Source organism: Neptunitalea chrysea (genome assembly GCF_027924145.1).
In the GTDB taxonomy this organism is placed as follows: Bacteria; Bacteroidota; Bacteroidia; order Flavobacteriales; family Flavobacteriaceae; genus Neptunitalea; species Neptunitalea chrysea.
In genome coordinates this window covers 1-18,718 of sequence record NZ_BRVP01000036.1, presented here as the reverse complement: position 1 = coordinate 18,718, position 18,718 = coordinate 1, and the positions used below count along the sequence as shown (strand labels likewise).

The 18,718-nt window shown below is 35.7% G+C and carries 20 protein-coding genes; 17 read left to right on the top strand and 3 right to left on the bottom strand.

Translation table 11 applies throughout. The features are described from left to right. Positions 1-245: 245 nt before the first annotated feature. The 12 genes from NBRC110019_RS16195 to NBRC110019_RS16140 all read left to right on the top strand — a co-directional run bounded on the left by NBRC110019_RS16195 (position 246) and on the right by NBRC110019_RS16140 (position 10,950). Complete coding sequence (locus tag NBRC110019_RS16195) at positions 246-1,487, top strand: peptidase U32 family protein (protein WP_281756519.1); 1,242 nt, start codon at positions 246-248, stop codon at positions 1,485-1,487. Continuing rightward, on the top strand, positions 1,487-1,717 hold the full coding sequence (locus tag NBRC110019_RS16190) for a ferredoxin (protein WP_281756518.1): 231 nt from the start codon (positions 1,487-1,489) through the stop codon (positions 1,715-1,717). Before NBRC110019_RS16195 ends, NBRC110019_RS16190 begins: the two co-directional genes overlap by 1 nt. 51 nt (positions 1,718-1,768) lie before the next feature. Next, the gene (gene trhO, locus NBRC110019_RS16185; protein ID WP_281756517.1) at positions 1,769-2,809 is read left to right on the top strand and encodes an oxygen-dependent tRNA uridine(34) hydroxylase TrhO; all 1,041 of its coding nucleotides are present in this window, start codon (positions 1,769-1,771) and stop codon (positions 2,807-2,809) included. Between the two features lie 471 nt (positions 2,810-3,280). Continuing rightward, positions 3,281-4,756, top strand: coding sequence for a PSP1 domain-containing protein (locus tag NBRC110019_RS16180; protein WP_281756516.1), 1,476 nt, complete (start codon positions 3,281-3,283; stop codon positions 4,754-4,756). Then, the gene (locus tag NBRC110019_RS16175) at positions 4,749-5,255 is read left to right on the top strand and encodes a gliding motility lipoprotein GldH (RefSeq protein WP_281756515.1); all 507 of its coding nucleotides are present in this window, start codon (positions 4,749-4,751) and stop codon (positions 5,253-5,255) included. The genes NBRC110019_RS16180 and NBRC110019_RS16175 overlap by 8 nt, the downstream gene beginning before the upstream one ends. A gap of 9 nt (positions 5,256-5,264) precedes the next feature. After that, complete coding sequence (locus NBRC110019_RS16170; protein WP_281756514.1) at positions 5,265-7,628, top strand: penicillin-binding protein 1A; 2,364 nt, start codon at positions 5,265-5,267, stop codon at positions 7,626-7,628. A 119-nt stretch (positions 7,629-7,747) separates the two neighbouring features. Continuing rightward, positions 7,748-8,311, top strand: coding sequence for an RNA polymerase sigma factor (locus tag NBRC110019_RS16165; RefSeq protein ID WP_281756513.1), 564 nt, complete (start codon positions 7,748-7,750; stop codon positions 8,309-8,311). Positions 8,312-8,335: 24 nt separating this feature from the next. Further along, positions 8,336-8,623, top strand: a complete 288-nt coding sequence (locus tag NBRC110019_RS16160) for a hypothetical protein (protein WP_281756512.1) — start codon at positions 8,336-8,338, stop codon at positions 8,621-8,623. Position 8,624: 1 nt separating this feature from the next. Further along, positions 8,625-9,098, top strand: coding sequence for a hypothetical protein (locus tag NBRC110019_RS16155; RefSeq protein WP_281756511.1), 474 nt, complete (start codon positions 8,625-8,627; stop codon positions 9,096-9,098). A gap of 40 nt (positions 9,099-9,138) precedes the next feature. Then, positions 9,139-10,083 carry a YHYH protein gene (locus tag NBRC110019_RS16150; RefSeq protein WP_281756510.1) on the top strand — a complete coding sequence of 315 codons (945 nt, stop codon included), beginning with the start codon at positions 9,139-9,141 and terminating at the stop codon, positions 10,081-10,083. Positions 10,084-10,147: 64 nt separating this feature from the next. Beyond that, positions 10,148-10,753, top strand: a complete 606-nt coding sequence (locus NBRC110019_RS16145; RefSeq protein ID WP_281756509.1) for a DUF6702 family protein — start codon at positions 10,148-10,150, stop codon at positions 10,751-10,753. Positions 10,754-10,812: 59 nt separating this feature from the next. Further along, entirely contained in the window at positions 10,813-10,950 is a 138-nt protein-coding gene (locus NBRC110019_RS16140) for a hypothetical protein (RefSeq protein ID WP_281756508.1), read from the top strand. Positions 10,951-11,061: 111 nt separating this feature from the next. Here the strand turns inward: NBRC110019_RS16140 and NBRC110019_RS16135 are convergent, their stop codons facing one another. Further along, on the bottom strand, positions 11,062-13,581 hold the full coding sequence (locus tag NBRC110019_RS16135; protein WP_281756507.1) for a T9SS type A sorting domain-containing protein: 2,520 nt from the start codon (positions 13,579-13,581) through the stop codon (positions 11,062-11,064). A gap of 528 nt (positions 13,582-14,109) precedes the next feature. On the opposite strand from NBRC110019_RS16135, the gene NBRC110019_RS16130 reads away from it, so the two are divergent. Together NBRC110019_RS16130 and NBRC110019_RS16125 are read left to right on the top strand one after the other, a co-directional pair. Beyond that, complete coding sequence (locus NBRC110019_RS16130) at positions 14,110-14,412, top strand: DUF2459 domain-containing protein (RefSeq protein ID WP_373877010.1); 303 nt, start codon at positions 14,110-14,112, stop codon at positions 14,410-14,412. A 62-nt stretch (positions 14,413-14,474) separates the two neighbouring features. Then, entirely contained in the window at positions 14,475-15,413 is a 939-nt protein-coding gene (locus NBRC110019_RS16125) for a DUF6263 family protein (RefSeq protein WP_281756505.1), read from the top strand. A gap of 225 nt (positions 15,414-15,638) precedes the next feature. On the opposite strand, the gene NBRC110019_RS16120 is transcribed toward NBRC110019_RS16125, so the two are convergent. Further along, on the bottom strand, positions 15,639-16,697 hold the full coding sequence (locus tag NBRC110019_RS16120) for an endonuclease (protein ID WP_281756504.1): 1,059 nt from the start codon (positions 16,695-16,697) through the stop codon (positions 15,639-15,641). 137 nt (positions 16,698-16,834) lie between these two features. Between NBRC110019_RS16120 and NBRC110019_RS16115 the strand changes: the two genes are divergently transcribed. Genes NBRC110019_RS16115 through NBRC110019_RS16105 form a run of 3 tightly spaced genes read left to right on the top strand, consistent with a single transcriptional unit; the run spans position 16,835 to position 18,186 of the window. Beyond that, entirely contained in the window at positions 16,835-17,314 is a 480-nt protein-coding gene (locus NBRC110019_RS16115; protein WP_281756503.1) for a hypothetical protein, read from the top strand. A 4-nt stretch (positions 17,315-17,318) separates the two neighbouring features. Next, positions 17,319-17,891 (top strand): DUF1287 domain-containing protein, encoded by a 573-nt coding sequence (locus NBRC110019_RS16110; protein ID WP_281756502.1) that lies wholly within the window; start codon positions 17,319-17,321, stop codon positions 17,889-17,891. A 52-nt stretch (positions 17,892-17,943) separates the two neighbouring features. Further along, positions 17,944-18,186 (top strand): cysteine-rich CWC family protein, encoded by a 243-nt coding sequence (locus NBRC110019_RS16105; protein WP_281756501.1) that lies wholly within the window; start codon positions 17,944-17,946, stop codon positions 18,184-18,186. Positions 18,187-18,191: 5 nt separating this feature from the next. Here the strand turns inward: NBRC110019_RS16105 and NBRC110019_RS16100 are convergent, their stop codons facing one another. Continuing rightward, a complete protein-coding gene (locus NBRC110019_RS16100; protein ID WP_281756500.1) occupies positions 18,192-18,446 on the bottom strand; it encodes a putative signal transducing protein in 255 nt (84 codons plus the stop codon). Positions 18,447-18,718 lie beyond the last annotated feature (272 nt).

The following is an 18,718-nucleotide window of genomic DNA, read 5'->3' as shown; positions in this document are numbered from 1 at the left end:
GAGAATAGGGTTACTAAAACTTATCTATAAATTTTAAGAGGTGCCTTATAATACTGACTAAATTTTTGATTCCTGTATTTTTGAATATAATAACAACCAATATAATCTACTGTAAAAGTTGGTTGTTTATTGGGGGTAAAATATTTTAGTGTTAAATCTCGATTATCGCTTAAAAGTATTGATTGCTAAGGGTATATAACTATATGCGTCAAATTTGTATCTTTGCGCCCTGAAACGCAAAAAGTATGACACCTACAGGAAAAATTGAATTGATGGCGCCAGCCGGTAACTTCGAAAGCTTACAGGCGGCATTGGATAATGGAGCAGATTCTATTTACTTTGGAGTGGAACAGTTAAACATGCGTGCCCGTGCAAGTATTAACTTTACCATTGCCGATTTGGAAGAGATTTCGCAAAGATGTAAAGAGAAAGGAGTACGTACGTATCTTACACTAAATACAATTGTTTACGATCACGATTTATCAATTATAAAAACTGTTTTAGATGCGGCAAAAGCAGCGGCTATTACAGCGGTTATTGTAATGGATCAGGCGGTTATTGCGTATGCACGCCAGATTGGTATGGAAATTCATATTTCTACACAGATTAACATTACCAATATAGAAACGGTAAAGTTCTATGCTATGTTTGCCGATACTATGGTAATGAGCAGAGAGTTGAGTTTGCGTCAGGTGAAGAAAATTTGTGAGCAAATAGAAAAGGAACAAATCAAAGGACCATCAGGTAATTTGGTTGAGGTAGAAATTTTTGGTCATGGTGCTTTATGTATGGCGGTATCGGGTAAATGTTACCTAAGCTTGCATTCGCATAACTCTTCGGCTAACCGGGGTGCTTGCAAACAAAACTGTCGTAAAAAATATACCGTAATCGATCAGGAAAGTGGTTTTGAGATAGAGATTGATAACGAATACATGATGTCTCCAAAAGATTTATGTACGCTAGATATCTTAGATCAGGTGATTGATGCAGGGGCAAAAGTATTAAAGATTGAAGGCAGAGGGAGGGCTCCTGAATATGTAGCAACGGTTATTAAAACCTACCGTAAGGCAATAGATGCTTATGAGGAAGGTACCTATTCTGATGAAAAAGTGGCCGAATGGATGCAAGAACTAGAAAAAGTATATAACCGTGGGTTTTGGAATGGGTATTACTTAGGTCAGAAACTTGGAGAATGGAGTGATGGACCAGGGTCTCAGGCAACTCAGAAAAAATTATACATTGGTAAAGGGATGCACTATTTTCCTAAAAGCAGTATAGCTGAATTTAAAATAGAAGCCTACGATATTAAAATTGGCGATACCCTTTTAATTACAGGGCCAACTACGGGAGTTAAAGAGGTAGAGCTTACCCAAATGATGGTGAACGATGAGAAATTAGAAGTGGCTAAAAAAGGAGATTCGTGTACCATTCCATTAGATTTTAGAATCAGACTTTCAGATAAACTTTATAAAATAGTACCACAGTAATGGTTGTTGTTACGCTTCAGCGCAATAAATGTATCGGGTGTAATTACTGTGTAGAATTGGCTCCGGCAGAGTTTCAAATGTCTAAAAAGGACGGGAAAAGTGTATTGTTACATTCCACAGAAAAAAAGGGGTTTCATACCTTGAAAACCCCCGATGATAGTATTTATGACGAATGTGTGAATGCACAAAAAGCATGTCCGGTAAAAATTATTACTACAAAAAAAGTGTAGCTTTGCACTAACTTATTACAAATATTCTTTAACCTTAAAAATTAGTATAGCATGCAACTGTACAATACGTTAAGCGCTAAAGAAAGAGCAGAACTGATTGAGGCGGCTGGAAAGGAGCGTCTCACCATCTCTTTCTATCAATATGCGAAAATAGAAAACCCACAGGAGCTTAGAGATATGTTGTTCCTTTTTTGGAACGGTATAGATGTGTTGGGTAGAATTTATATTGCCACCGAGGGTATTAACGCGCAGTTATCGGTACCAGCAGAGAATTTCCAGAAATTTAAAGAGCATTTAGATACCATTTCGTTTCTTAAAGATGTACGCCTGAACATTGCCATTGAACAAGATAATTTCTCGTTCTTAAAGTTAAAGGTGAAAGTACGTCATAAGATTGTAGCCGATGGTTTAAATGATGATACGTTTGATGTTACCAATAAAGGGGTGCACTTAAATGCGGTTAACTTTAATGAGATTCTAGAAGATCCTGATACGGTATTGGTAGATATGCGTAACCATTATGAGAGTGAAATTGGACATTTTAAAGGAGCTGTAACGCCCGATGTAGATACTTTTAGAGACTCTTTAGATATTATAGAGGATGATCTTAAGGAGCACAAAGAGGATAAAAAACTGGTGATGTATTGTACTGGTGGTATTCGTTGTGAAAAGGCAAGTGCTTATTATAAGCATAAGGGCTTTAAACAGGTATACCAGTTAGAAGGTGGTATTATTAACTACTTTAGACAGGTTGAAAAAGAGGGGGTTGAAAACAAATTTATTGGTAAAAACTTTGTGTTTGATGAGCGTAGAGCAGAGCGTATTTCTGAAGATGTAATAGCCCATTGTCATCAATGCGGTAAACCTGCAGATACGCATGTTAATTGTGCCAATGAAGGATGTCATTTACTGTTTATTCAGTGCGAAGAGTGTGCTGAAAAAATGCATCGTTGTTGCTCAGAGGAGTGTAAAGAGATTGTTGCTTTACCATATGAAGAGCAGAAAAAGTTAAGAAAAGGTAGAAATAATAGCAATAAGATTTTTAAAAAGGGAAGGGCAGATTATTTGCCGTACCTTTCCAAAAAAGACTAAGTTGTTACAGTTAAATAAAAAGTAAAAGTCAACGAATTAAATTTTTGAGACTGTACGTGTTTTAGGGATTTAAATGATATGTAGTGGTGGGTTTATCCCTTGTAATGGCTTGTATTTACGCTGTAACATGTGTTATTTTATAGATAAAGAATATGTTAAGAAGCAAGCACAATTTTTAAGGTTAGGGTAAATGATACCTTTAGTCAGGATAATTTTGAAGAATTAAAGGATCTTTTTAATTACTTTGATGGAGACGGTTTTGAAAGTTATTGTAAAAGAATTCATTGGAGTATAGATTTGTTATTCAATGTTTTTAGGTCTAAGAATCGTTTAAAGGCGATGACCAACAGATTGAATTATGAAATTGAATTCAATTAAATAATAGTATCTTTACATATTGCAAATTAAATTATGAACGGTATCGGAAGTTGCTTTTATAGAGCTTACCGAATAAAATATAGAAATTGAAAGATGGGTTGTACCAGTTGTTCAAACGGGAAGGAAGGACAGCCAAAAGGTTGTAAAAATAATGGCGCATGCGGTACAGACGGATGCAATAAATTGACAGTTTTTGACTGGCTTTCAAATATGTCGCTTCCAAACGGCCAAGGCACTTTTGATTGTGTTGAGGTACGTTTTAAAAATAGTAGAAAAGAGTTTTTTAGAAATACAGGGAATTTAACGTTAAGCATTGGCGAAGTGGTGGCTACAGAGTCTTCACCAGGTCACGATGTGGGTATTGTAACCTTAACCGGAGAGCTGGTAAAGGTACAGATGAAACGTAAAAATGTTTCTTGGGACGATGAAGAACTACCAAAAATCTACCGTAAGGCTTCTCAAAAAGATATTGACATTTGGCTTGCTGCCAGAGAAAGAGAGGCTGGTGTTCAGAAACGTTCAAGAGAGTTAGCAATTGCTTTAAACCTACAAATGAAAATTTCAGATGTAGAGTTTCAGGGTGATGGTTCTAAAGCTACCTTCTTTTACACTGCTGAAGATCGTGTAGACTTTAGACAGTTAATTAAAGATATGGCGCGTGCTTTTGGTATTCGTATAGAAATGCGTCAGATTGGTTTCCGTCAGGAGGCTTCTCGTTTAGGAGGTATTGGTTCTTGTGGTAGAGAGTTGTGCTGTTCTACCTGGTTAACCGATTTTAGGTCTGTGAATACGTCTGCGGCACGTTACCAGCAATTATCGCTGAATCCTCAAAAATTAGCGGGTCAGTGTGGTAAGCTTAAGTGTTGTTTAAACTATGAGTTAGATAGTTACTTAGATGCGCTGAATACATTTCCTAAAACAGAGGTAAAGTTATACACCGAAAAAGGAAAAGCTTCTTGCCAGAAGATAGATATTTTTAAAGGATTGTTGTGGTATGCTTATGAAGAGCAGCCTATGAATTGGCATAAACTTACTTTAGAACAGGTTAATGAGATTATTGGGCTTAATGAACAACGAGAAAAAGTAGCTAGTTTAGAGGAGTATGAATCTGAATTAATGATTGAAGCAGATACTAAAACAAGTTTTGAAAACGTTGTGGGTCAGGATAGTTTAACTAGATTCGATCAGCCTAAGAAGCGCAGAAGGAAAAAACCAAGAGGTAGAAAGCCGGTTGCGAATGCCATAAAAGCAGATGCGGGGGAGCAATCTAAAACAAGATCTAATAATAAAAAACCGGGAGGTAATCGTTTAAAATCTAATAATAACGGACCGTCTGGTAACAAAGGAGGAAATAGTAGCAAAGCAGGAAATAGTAGTAAAGGAGGAAATGCTATAAAGCCAAGGGCTAATAACAATTCTGCGAATAAACCGAATGCGCCTAAAAACGCTGATACTGCTAACAATGCAAATAATCAGGGAGCAAAGAGAAAGCCAAACCCAAAAAGAAAGCCAAGAAAGCCAGGAAATAGAAACAACAATAACAACAACAATACTAATAAAGATGCATAGAATAGCAGGTAGATTACTTGTGGTTTTAAGTTGTTTGGCACTATTTGTGTCGTGTGATAAAAATACAGTGTATACAGAATTTAAATCTGTAGACGGTAATTGGAGCAAGAACGATACGGTTTCGTTTGCATTTACTGCTCCCGATACGGTGAATGCATACAATATGTATGTAAATCTTAGAAATAATGAAGAATATGCATACAGTAACTTGTATTTAATTGTTGAGTTAAATTACCCGAACGGAAAAGTAGATTCGGATACCTTGCAATATGAAATGGCAAAACCCGATGGTGAATGGTTAGGAAAAGGGTTTTCTTCGGTTAAAGAAAACAAGTTATGGTATAAAGGCTATAAAGAGAAGTTTAGCTTTACCCAAGGCGGAGATTACACCGTGGATATATTACATGCCATGAGGGTTAATGGTAGTATTAATGGGGTTTTAGACCTTGATGGTGTAACCGATGTGGGGGTTTCTATAGAAAAAATAAAAAAAGAATAACATACAAGAATGGCTACTAAAAAGAAGACTGCAAAAAAAGACACCAGTAAGAAAGGGTTTAGAAAGTTTATCTTTTGGTTTTGGGGTTTATTTTTATTCGGAATCTTATCTGTGGTATTTATTTTTCTATTAGCTTCTTGGGGGGCATTTGGAGAAATGCCTGATTTAAGGGAGCTTGAAAATCCGGATACCAATCTAGCTTCAGAAATTATCTCAGCTGATGGGGAAACACTGGGTAAATTTTACTTAAGAGAAAATCGTACCCGTGTAAAATATGATGATTTACCGGAGAATCTGGTGAAAGCTTTGATAGCTACCGAAGATGAACGTTTTTATGATCACTCAGGAATAGATGCCAGAGGTACCTTAAGAGCCTTTGCCTTTTTAGGTAGTAAAGGGGGGGCATCAACCATTACACAGCAGTTGGCACGCCAGTTGTTTGTTGGTGTAAGAGAAGATAGCAAGTTTAAGGCCATTACTCAAAAAATAAAAGAGTGGGTTATTGCGGTTAGGTTAGAACGTAATTATACCAAAGAGGAAATTATTACCATGTATTTTAATACTTACGATTTCGGTAATTTGGCGGTGGGTATTAGGTCAGCTTCTAGAATTTATTTTGGGAAAGAGCCAAAAGATTTGAACATAGAAGAGTCGGCTATGTTGGTGGGTATGTTCCAGAATTCATCATTGTATAACCCTAGAAGAAATGTTAAAGGGGTTACCAACAGACGTAACATTGTATTGTTACAGATGTTTAAAAACGAGTATATTACCAAAGAGGTGAAAGATTCGTTACAAGCCTTGCCAATAACTCTTAATTATAGTCCGGAGTCTCATAATTCGGGTATTGCTACCTATTTTAGAGGGTATCTGCAGCAATATATGAAAGATTGGATTAAAGAGAATCCTAAAGAAGATGGTGAGAAATATAACTTGTATTTAGACGGGCTAAAAATATATACGACCATAGATTCTCGCATGCAAACCTATGCAGAAGAGGCTGTTAAAGCCCATATGGTAGATTTGCAGACAGAGTTTGACCGACAAAATAATCCTAAAACAAATAAAACTTCTCCGTTTATAAGGTTATCTCAGAAGCAAGTAACGCATACCTTAAATGTATCAATGGTGCAGTCGGAAAGATGGCGCCATATGATGTACGATTTAGGAAAGTCTAAAGAGGAGATAAAGAAGTCGTTTCAAGAAAAAATACCAATGCGTGTATTCTCTTGGGAAGGAGAGATAGACACCATAATGACCCCGTATGACAGTATACGTTATTATAAAAAGTTTTTGCGTACAGGTATGATGTCTATGGAACCACAAACCGGACATATAAAAGCATGGGTGGGTGGTATTAACTACAAGCATTTTAAGTTTGATATGGTTAAACAAGGAAAGCGTCAGGTAGGTTCTACATTTAAACCGTTTGTGTATACATCGGCAGTAGACCAGTTGCATTATGCACCTTGTTACGAAGTACCCGATGTACAACACTGTATACCGGCTAATAAATATGGAAATTTAAAACCATGGTGTCCTGATAATTCTAATGGAGAATTTACAGGGGAGATGATGAGCTTAAGTGCAGCCTTAGCAAACTCTGTAAACTCGGTTACGGCTACACTTATGGATCAGATTGGGCCTGCGCCTGTGGTAAATTTAGCTCATAAAATGGGGATTGAGTCTGAAATTCCTGAGTATCCTTCTATTGCCTTGGGTACGCCTGATATTTCGTTATACGAAATGGTAGGAGCGTATGGTACATTTGCTAATATGGGTGTGTATATAAAACCAGTGGTGGTAACCCGTATTGAAGATAAAAACGGAACCGTATTATATGAATATAAACCGGAGTCGGCCGATGTATTAAGTCCTGATGTTGCTTACACAATGTTAGAGATGATGAAAGGGGTGGTTAAACATGGTTCAGGAGGCCGTTTACGTCATTCTTCACAAGCAAACCGCATTGATTATAAACGAGTAATGACTGGTTATCCGTATGCATTAACAAATCCGATTGCAGGTAAAACTGGAACTACTCAAAACCAAAGTGATGGTTGGTTTATGGGCATAGTACCTAATCTGGTTACCGGAGTTTGGGTGGGTGGTGAAGACCGTTCTATTCACTTTAGAACCATTACTTACGGACAAGGTGCCGCCATGGCATTACCTATATGGGGGCTTTACATGAAAAAGTGTTACACCAATGAGGAGTTAGGAATTTCTAAAGAGGATTTTGAAAAGCCAGAAGAGATGAATATAGATCTTACCTGTGGCGGTAGGGTGCAACCGGATGATCTTTTACAGGATGGAAACCCTGATGATACGGTTCCTGAAGAGCAACAGGAAGAATTACCAGATGGTATATAGTATATACCCTAATAATAAGAGATGAAATAAAAGCCGCAGTTTTAAAGAACTACGGCTTTTATTTTATATCGGTTTTTGATATGTTTGGTACACAGATAGAAACGCTTAGTGTATAACCTTTGGAAAATCACTTTCAAATACTACAATTAATTGCCATTGGAGATTCCAAAGCCTTTGAAGAGTTGTACAATTTATATAAAGATAAAGTCTATAATACAGCTATTAGTTACGCGCAGAGTGTTGCAGACGCCGAAGAAATTACCCAAGATGTTTTTGTAAAAGTGTATAACGTTGCAGCGGCCTTTAAAGGAAATTCCTCTGTTAGTACCTGGATATATCGTATTACGGTAAACACCTCGCTGAATTATATCAAGAAGAGAGATCGGTTTTCATTTTTACGTGTAGCAAAGAAAGATACTTCGGTATCCGATTTTGTGCATCCTGGGGTGCTGTTAGAGAATAAGGAGGATTCGCAACATTTGTTTAAAGCCATGGAGTTGTTACCCGACACACAAAAAACCGCCTTTATTTTAAGTTTTGTAGAGGAACTTCCGCGTAAAGAAGTAGCAACTATTATGGAAACTAGTTTAAAGGCTGTAGAGTCGTTATTACAGCGTGCTAAGAGTAATTTAAGGGAGGTATTAGAAAAGCAATACCCCGAGCGAAGGAATTTTAAGAAATAATTGTCTAATTATAAAAAAACTATAGTGAAAGAGGAAAAAGAAAAATGGATAGATAAGGTACTTATGAGCTTAGAGGGAGGCCAAAAGGCACGTCCTGAAAGAGACCTTTTTTCAAGTATAGAAAAAAGAATTCAAAACTATGAAGCTAATACCATACCGGTAAGTCGTTTAGTAATGGCAGCAGCAGCAGTAGTGTTACTTATAATGCTAAATATTGCAGTGGTAAAAAAATCGGTTTCAACTAAAGAAAATAATGTAGAGGAGAAAGCAACGTATAGCAGTCTTCTGATTTCAGATTTTAATCTATTATAAAATGAAACAACTACACTTTTTTAAATACACTACCATCTTACTTTTGGTACTTAACATTGGAGTAATCACATTTTTTATGATCACTTCACGAGGTGTTCAGGTACCAGTGCCTGATGAACGTGGTGCGTTAGAGATATTGCATTTATCGGCAAAACAAGGAAGACAATTTCATGAACTGGTAACTGTACATCATAAACAAATGAGAAGGCTTAATACTGCTGAACGCGATTTATTGGCTCAGTATTTTGGGCATGTATTAGCTACTTCTGATAAAAGTACCCCCAAGACAGCGCTTTTAATGGAAATAGAACAAATTCATAAAGAAAAACTTAGTCTTACCTATCAACATTTTGAAGAAGTAAAGGAAATGTTGACTCCCGAACAAGTGCCGTATTTAAAGGAATTTATCACAGATGTGATGAAAAATCAGGGGCATGCAAAAAAAAGACCATTTCCACCGAAGGATTTAAGATAGACAGGTGTCTAAAAGGGTACAAAACTAAAATTCTTATAGTATGAAGATGCTTATAAATGCGTTACCCTATCTTTTTTTAGCCCTGTTTTTAGGATTGACTTCTTGTAAAGATGATGAGACCAATGGAGAAGAAATGAGCAGTGAAGATTGTACAGATTTAGCAAGTGTGTTTACCATTGCACTTACTACTGAAGGATGTAATGTAGATATAGCAAATAATCTGGGTACTACCAGTAACTATAGTGAGTCTGTAAGTGGTGGTACTAGAACCATTAGTTTTAATAGCATACCCAATCATTTAGTGGGTACGTTTCCTAACAGTGGTAATCCGAATACGATATCAGAACAAAATAATACATTTCAGATGACTACGAGCCCTTCACTGGCTAGTAACGTTACGATCGCTCAGGGATGGATACAGGGTATCCTATTTTCGGGAGTGACTGTAGATATCTATACGGCAGAATTTTTTACCGGTTCTTCAGGTATGGTAAACATGCAATGGAATAGAAACACCTTACAAAACGTAGATGATTTAGGGTTAGATTGTAATAATGCGCACGTACAACCAACGGGTAAGTATCACTATCACGGAATTCCGAATGCCTATGGAGATGCCTTAGGGGTAGATGGTACTGAAATGGTTAAAATTGGCTATGCAGCAGATGGGGTCCCTGTGTATTATTTATACTACGAAGATGATAACGGAAACATAGTAGAAGCACAAGCTTCGTATGAATTAAAATCTGGTAGTCGTGGTGGTGATGGGATAACTGCACCCAATGGTTGTTATGATGGTGAATATTTTCAGGATTATGAATATGTAGCAGACTCTGGAAATTTAGATGCATGTAATGGTAGAACAGGGCCAACACCTGATGCGCTTAATGGAGAGTATTATTATGTAATCACTAATGATTTTCCTTCGGGACCTTTGTGTTTCTCGGGCACACCCAATAGTAGTTTTCAATTAGGAGGTAATTAATCTCAACATAGTAACAAACCCACACAAAACCTTGTACACATAGTGCGCAAGGTTTTTTTCTCTTATGAAGAAGTTGAAGCTTTTTTTTCTGTTCTTAATGATCTCTTTTTTGGGGTACGGACATGCTGTTGATGAATTTCTGTATGAGTTTAAGTTTACGGATACGAAATGTACTTTAAAAGTGCATTTAACTACCATTGGTATTATAGAAGTATTAAAGGGAAACTTTGAAGTGTATAAGGATAAAACCATCTTCGATTTTACCGAGCATACTAAAGATTATGAAATGTATTTTAATAAGCATATTAAGTTATTATGTGGTAAAGAGAAATTGGAGTTAGTGTATATCAATTCTGATTTAGTTAGTCATGATGCTTGGATGCTGTTTGAAATGAAAGGACATTTTGATGCTACACAACGATTAAAAGTTTTAAATAATGCTTTTACCGATATTTATAAAAGTGCTGTAAATAGAATGGGCTTTACATATAAAAGGGAACAGGTAAAACTTACGACATATAAAGAAAGCAAAAGCGTTACAGTGTTTTTTAAGGTTAAAGAACCAAAAGAAACTTGTAATTATATGTATTTGCTTATATACGGCTGTGCTATTGTTAGTTTGGGGACAATAATAGTACTCTTGTTTAGGGTACGGAAAAAGAATGATTAGATTTTTCCGAAAGAAAGGGGTGCAAACACACCCCTATTTTTCTATTTTTTATTGAGTATATGCAATGGTATATAAAGGGAGTAAAAGGATTCCATTCAAATGACACTAGAATGGTGGTGGCAGAGAATGTAGAAGAAATACATTTTACACCAGGTACACCGTTTTTCATAAAAGCTGGATTGGCTTATAGTTTTTAAATGAATAATAAAGATTACATACGCCAAGACTTGTTTTGAAATAGATAGCAAAAAGGGCGTCTTAAAAATTTTTAAGACGCCCTTTCGTATGTAATCTTTATTGCTACTTAATTACTCAACAATAATACGTTTAGTAACGGTGTTACCATTAACATCTTTAATAGTAGCTAAGTAAACACCTCTTGCCTGAGTACCTAAACTAATTTTAGTAGGCTCAATTCCGCTAGAAGCAGGAACGGTGCTAACCAATCTACCTTGAATATCGTAGATAGCAATCTCACTTAACTCTGTTTGAGAAGGCTCTACATAGAAGGTTCCTGAAGAAGGGTTAGGATAAACACTTACATTATTAGGCGTTAATACCGCTTTGGTACCTAATGGTTGTAATGGAGCTCCTCCAAAAGAAATTAAGTAAGAAGATACTATTAAGTGTGGGTTAAACGTGTTACTACAGTCATTACAAGTAATACCACTAATACAGTTAGGGTTATTTGGGTGACAGTAATCATAGTAGTCAGTATCAAACACGTAGTCTAAAGATACTGGGGTACTAATATACGGTGTCATATCATAGTCAAAAAACTGAGCAATAGAACCTGGGCACCATCCTGCTCTATTATAGGTATAAGTACCTGCTTGGTTATTACAACCATCAGGGTTAGGGTAACAAGTATTCCAATTGTGTTGCGTAAATGTTTGTGAACCATTAACCCAAACATGATGTGTGTTTTCTGAGAACTCTGCAGCATTGTCTGTATTTGCATCATAGTAAGGGTCGTTACTACTCCAACCGTGTCCTGAAGAAACTAACTTAAGTGTTGCCGAAGTTGTATTTGAAGGGAATTCTTTAGTAAAATCTTCTGTTGGTTGTAAGTCTGCAGGATCACCAAACTGATATGTTTGATACCATAATTTTTCTATATGTGAATATGGTGAAAAATCTGTACCAGCAGTATAGTCTAATTCTAATGAATATTCAAAACCACTACTATAAGTAGATAGATTTACTCTAAAAGTAGTTTTACCACTTAATAATGATTTAAAATCGGTTAAGTCTATAGTACTTTCACAAGCAATACCATAAGGAGTAATGTAACGAATAATTTCATACCATTCTCCGTCTTTGCCTTGTACTTCTAAAGAAGATATACGATCCCATGGGTCGCACCCCTCAGATGGACAGTCGATGTGTAAAGTACCTGTAATTTGAGTATATGCACCAATATGACTAGGTAAGTTGGTAGTTTCTGTTGCAGATGGGATACCTGAATTTACTAATAAGTTATTAGTAGCGTATACATTTTGATTTGATGCGTTTGATAAAAGCACAAAATTAAAAGAGGTATTTGAACTACTTCCATAATTATTTGAACCTTCTACAGCTAATGAATGTGGTCCGTAGCCTGTTGGTGTCCACCAAGCGGTGTAAAAGCCGTTTCCATGATCCGTAAGCGGCACATCGTTACCATCAATAGTTACATTCATAGAACTAACAGAAAATAAATCGGAATATTCTATTTCTGATCTAACCGCTATTTGTAAAGGTTGTAAAGAAGGAGAATAAACTGTTCCTGCCAATGGATGAAGTACTTCGGTAGAAGGTAATATTTGAGTCGGATCTAGTACTTCAAAAGTGGTATAAATATCTTCAGCAGAATCAAAACTTGAATTTCCAGCTTGACTAGCTTTTAAAGTTACCGTACCTGCAGTACCATTTAAAGTAATGGTGTTACCACTAATAGTTGCTGGGCCACTCTCTATGGTATAAGTTATCGGTAATCCTGAACTAGCAGATCCTTCAACCATAAAAGGCGCATCGGTAATAAGTTTGTTAGGAATTGCAGATAAAGAGATACTTTGGAAACTAGCACTTAAAGTACCAGCAAAATTAGAAGTGTCACCTGTTAAAGCAAAGTTGTTTAAATCTGCATTTTTTGAAGTAACACCATCAAATGAGTTTACTTGTGTTATTGCAGTATTGTCTCCGGCAGGAGTCCCTTGATTAAATTTATAATAAACTACTAAATCAGATTCAGATCCTGATAGTTCATTATTCATCATGTTTTGAACTTCTGATTGTGTTAACGCTTTGTTCCAAAGAGAAACTTCATCAGCTCTACCTCCATAGATAAAGTTGTATCCACTTAAAATACTTTTACCAACAGAGAAAGGTTTGTTGTTAGAATTAAAAGTTCCTGAGGCAGAACTACTGCCAACTAAGTTTCCGTTTACATATAGTTTAACAGTATTTACGTCAAACACCCATGCAATATGTTGCCATTGACCTGCAACAATAGTACCGTCTGGAGCAGCTACTTGGTGAAGTCCTGTAGAGGTAACTACACGGCATTCTAAATAACCATTGCTCAACTGAATAAGGTACATTTGACCGTCTCCTGTACCTCCGCCACGAATACTCATCATACCTTGACCGTAACCAAGGGCATCGGTATAGAACCAACCTGCCATAGTGATTGTGTTTGAACCATAAAGGTAAGAAGATGCGTCATCAAATGATATATAATCATCTGAACCATCGAAATGTAGGTACTGATTACTTTGTGCACTGGCTACTAAACCAGTCAAAATAAATAGCACCACAAGTTTAAAATTTAAGTACTTTTTTTTCATGTAATTAAATGTTGGATAATAATAACTGCAAATGTAAAAAAATGTAATAGAATTGTTAATGAAATGTTGTCTTTTAACCAAATAGCCTCAAACTGTTTTATTTTTAATAATATAATCGTTTGAAAATTGAAGATTTAAATGTTTTGATCTGTGATTTTAGAAAATAATAAGAGCCACATAGTGTGGCTCTTACAAAATACATAAGTATCTTTTTAATAAATCTATAAACCGTTACTAGCAAAGATATTTAAAAATTATATAAAACCTAATTAAATTTTTAACATTAGCGATTGATTATTGAGATTAAATTAATAATTAATGAAATATATTATAAAATTAGTAAGGGTGATCTTGGTGCTAATTGTATTCCAGTAGTGTATGGTATCGCAGCCCTAATTTTATCATATATTCCTGTAAATAGTCACCAGACAATAAATAATAATGTAGCTACAGTTTATATTCATAGCAATGGAGTGCATTTAACCTTTGGTACTGTTTAATGCCCTTTTTTTAAAAAGCGCTACCCTAATGCATGTAACTAAACTTAGTTGTAAAAGTAAAGATTGGAACGTAGCAGGGGTCTCTTCTAATCAACTGTTTAAAGTGATTTGTGAGGTTAAAGAGCGTTTTACCTTTGCTAAAGGTAATGTGGTTTTTGTTCAAAATGGCTATGGGAGTGCAGATTATTTTTATAAACCAAAGGGCTCTTATAATTTGTTTAACACGTGTAATACATGGGTTGATAATGTATTGAAAAACAGTAGTTTAAAACAAGTTTGTGGACTCCTTTTGATTTTCCGTTACTTGGTTTCTATAAAGAATGAATTGTAATGCTAAACTATTTAGTACATTAGCATAATAAGTAAGAATTTAACTAATTAACTTAAAAATAAATGAAAAACGTATTTCTAGCGGTTGTAGCAATGGCCTTATTGTTAACTTCATGCGAAAGTGATAAAGAAGGACTTTCGCTTAGGTTAAAAAAAGGTGAGACCTATTGGCAGTATATGACTTCGGCTGTTACCATGAAACAAGAGTTTATGGGGCAAAAAATGAACATCACTATGAAGGTTATTTCCGATGTATCTTATAAAGTAACCGATTTAACCAATGATGTGTTCACTTTTGAAGTAACTTATGATAAAATTGCTGTTGAAACATCGTTGCCTCAAGCTACAATGAAGTTCACTTCTGAAGAAAATGATAGCTCGAACCCCATGAGTGAGCTTATGTATAATATGTTGCATACACTTACTAAAGAAAGTTTTATCTTAAAAATGGATAAAACTGGTAAAGTAAAAGATATTAATGGATTAGATGAATTATTTGATAAAATGATAGCTACTTTAGGCGACTTGCCTAGTGCTGAAAAGGAACAGATTAAAAAAGAAATGGCTAGTAGTTTTGGAGAAGATCAATTTAAAGGAAATATAGAGCTTGTTTCTGCTATTTTCCCTGATAAAGAGGTTGGTGAGAATCAATTTTGGAATGTGGAAATTGATTTACCATCTTTAAATAGTAGTGTAGGTGCAAAATATCATGTAACTGAAGAAACATCCGATTACTATATTATTGAAGGAAATGCTGAGATATCAAAAAAAGATATTGAGAATGCTCCTAAATTAATGAATACCAATGTTAGTTTACTTGTAGATGGAACCTTAACTTCTAGGATTAAAATAGATAAAAAAACAGGTTGGACAAAAGAGGCAAAGATGATTGAGCATCTTGAAGGGGATGTTTTGATGTCTGTAGATCCGTCTACCGGAGAAGCTATGAAAATGCCTATCGTATTAAATCAGGAAATAGATGTAAAAGATACTAATAAGTAGTACCTCTGCGCATTTTAAAATACAAAAAGCTGTCTAATTTAGACAGCTTTTTTGTTATATGTTTTTCGAGCCTTTTCATATTCCGTAAATTTCGACTTCCGCTAGAGCATCGTAATTGAGTGTTTCAATACGGATCTCGAAATTTAATTATGATTCTTGTAAATGCTTTTAGATTTTCTTTAGGCTACGTTTAAAAATGTATTAATAGGGATATACTCATACGCTTTAGTTTTTAACAAACTTAAAGGTTTTACTATCGCCTTGTGTATTTTGAAGTTCTAAGATGTAAATACCATCTTTTAACTTATTAACGTTGATATAGCTATTGTTAACCAAGTTAAGATTGGTTTGTTGCCCTTGCATGGTATATACAGCAGCCGTGTACTGGTTATTGCTTACATTACTAATATATAAACGTGTATGCACATTGGTAGGGTATACCTGTACATTTTGTATTGCTACAGTAGTAGTGCCTAAAGTTCCCCAAGTATCTTCAGCATCTGTTCCTCCCCAAATAAAGGTAGCTAGGTATGGGTTGTCTATAAACGGATTTCTGTTTCCTTGTTGTGCTTCTAAAACAGTATTGCGTTGCGTTTCATAAGCAGTAACAGGATCTTCTGCATTCCATTGTAAAAAGATATCAGGCATATCAGTACTGTAAGTGTTGCTACTATTACCAATATTATTAGCCAAACATTGGGTAGGATAACGTAAATACATATACATGATAATACGTGCCACATCACCCTTCCATTCATCTCCAGGGTACCAATAATTGCTATTCACAATATGTGCTGTACCTGTGCCCGAGGTGTATATACGATTACTACGAGAACTGTTCATACTACCATCGCAAGCTCTAAGGTTATGTACATCGGTACCAGAACCCGCACTATTAGTAACCAAAGAGGGGGTAGCAATCGATTTTGCATACACATGCTCACGTGTCCAAAGTCCAATACAACCAGAGGTGTGGCAAGAAGAACTTTTATCTCTAGTATAATCGGTCATCGTATTTCCGTCGGTGTCATCATAGCCGTAAAAAAGTAATACCTGTGTATTGTCGGCCGGATTTTCATCTGTAAGTTTTACCAAATCCCAAGTATCTGTACTACTGCTGGTATACGGAAAATCGGTAGTGTGGGTAACTGTAATTAAATTAGCTAGCTGTGTTTTTACAGATGCTTCACTCATATTAAAATTGATACCTGAATAGTAAGCAGGCATTTGTGCAATAACCAAAAAGGGGGCTAAAAAAATACTAAGTAGTAAGGCTTTCCTCATGATTTCTTCAGATTATTTTTGTACGGCAAAGGTAGAGGTTAGGAGGTAATACACAAGTATTGTATACGTTAAAAGTAGATTTCCTTTTTTTGGTATGGTTCATGTGCATAAAAAGGTACCAACCATGTTATTTAGCTATGAAAAAAATACTACTGTTAATACTGATGTTGTCGGCGTGTAATCCTTCTAAAACACCCAAAAAATATAAAAGAGTCACCTATGTTTTTGTGGTAAAAGATGCAAAAAAATTGCACTATGAATTTACCAAAGCACCAATAGAAGGCATGGTACAGTACAAGTATAGCTGTAAAGAGTTTGCAGATAGGGGCATTTCGTTCACATATAGTAAAGAACAAGAAAGCATTATTTGGTTGGGTGAGGTGTTTAAAATAAATTCGAACCAGCAAATTATGTTGCCACGGTTATCAAAGAAGCCTTTTAAAATTTATGATATTGTAATGCCTTACTCTGATGCTTCTGGCCCTTTAATTTTTAATCCGGATTATGGATTGTTAGTTTTATATAACTCTTACGGGCCTGTTCTTACCTTTTTAAAGAATGAGGATAGTACATTGGCAGAACAATTATATGATTTTGAAACCCTTATAACTGAATAATACTATGAAAAAGATTTTACTTTTTTTGTTTGTTTCGTTAAGTGTGGTAGCTACATCGGTAGCGCAGAAAACACTTTCGGATGCGGCTTTAGAACTTACAAATGATCATGTGGTGTACGATCCGTCTTATTTTTCTATAGACTATCCTAATGGAGATGTGCCGGCAGGTAAAGGGGTGTGTACCGATGTAGTCATACGCGCTTATCGTAAACTAGGTACCGACCTGCAAAAGGAGGTACATGAAGATATGAAAGCTCATTTTACTGAATACCCAAAAATTTGGGGTGCTAAACGAACCGATACCAATATTGACCATCGTAGGGTACCTAACCTTATGACCTTTTTTAAACGCAAGGGCATCCAATTGCCAATAACAACCCAACCTGAAGATTACAAACCCGGAGATGTAGTGTGCTGGAATTTAGGTGGAGCTATTACCCACATTGGTATTGTAGTAAACAAAAAATCTGAAGATAATAAACGCTATCTTATTGTGCATAATATTGGTAACGGACAAGTATTAGAGGATTGCCTTTTCAACTTTAAAATTATCGGACATTACAGATATCATAAGTAGGGTAACTGGTTTTTATTGCGTACCTTGGTTGTAAGAAAAATGAAAGTTGCTTGTGCCCAAACATGAACAAAAATACTGCCCTAATTGCCAAAAGGAGTTTGAGTGTAAAGTGGGGTCTATAACCCTTTGCCAGTGCGCTACTGTTACTCTTAACAGTGAAGAAATGGCTTATATACGTAACCGTTTTGATGATTGCTTGTGTGCTGCCTGTATGGAAAAACTAAAACAGGAATACAACCACAAACAGTACGAGAATAAACTAAAGACTATTTTAGGAGTGCATTACAATAAGTAATGCGATTAATATACGGACTTAATTTTTTTAAAATAAACTTCTAAAAGAGGTAACGCTTTCTCATAATCGTTTTCTGAAATACTAACCTTTATTGCACCCGAGCCGTTTCCACCAGAATGCCATGGGGCTAAAGTACTCATATATTCATTTTGTAAAAGCACCTCTATACCGGCGTGTTCTAAATAGCCTTTTACAAACTGAGCAGCAATACTATTGCCTGTAAATATTTCTATTAACTCATAGGTGTGTTCTGGTTTCATAGCCTTTACTTTTTAGTGGGGGCTGTTTTACGCGATAATTGTGGTTACATGTTCCGAGACCTGCCCCGAACAATAGAACTACAATGTAACTATTACGTTTTAGTTACGGTAGGGTTTTAACTTTTATTTTGCTCAATGATTGAGATTAAATGCCCCGAAGTAGTTTACTGTATACCTTTTGGCTACGGATGTTTTCTCAGTTTACGGAATCATTTTCCAATGGAACCTTTAGACTATAAAAAATAAATCCATACAATTCGGAATATAATTTA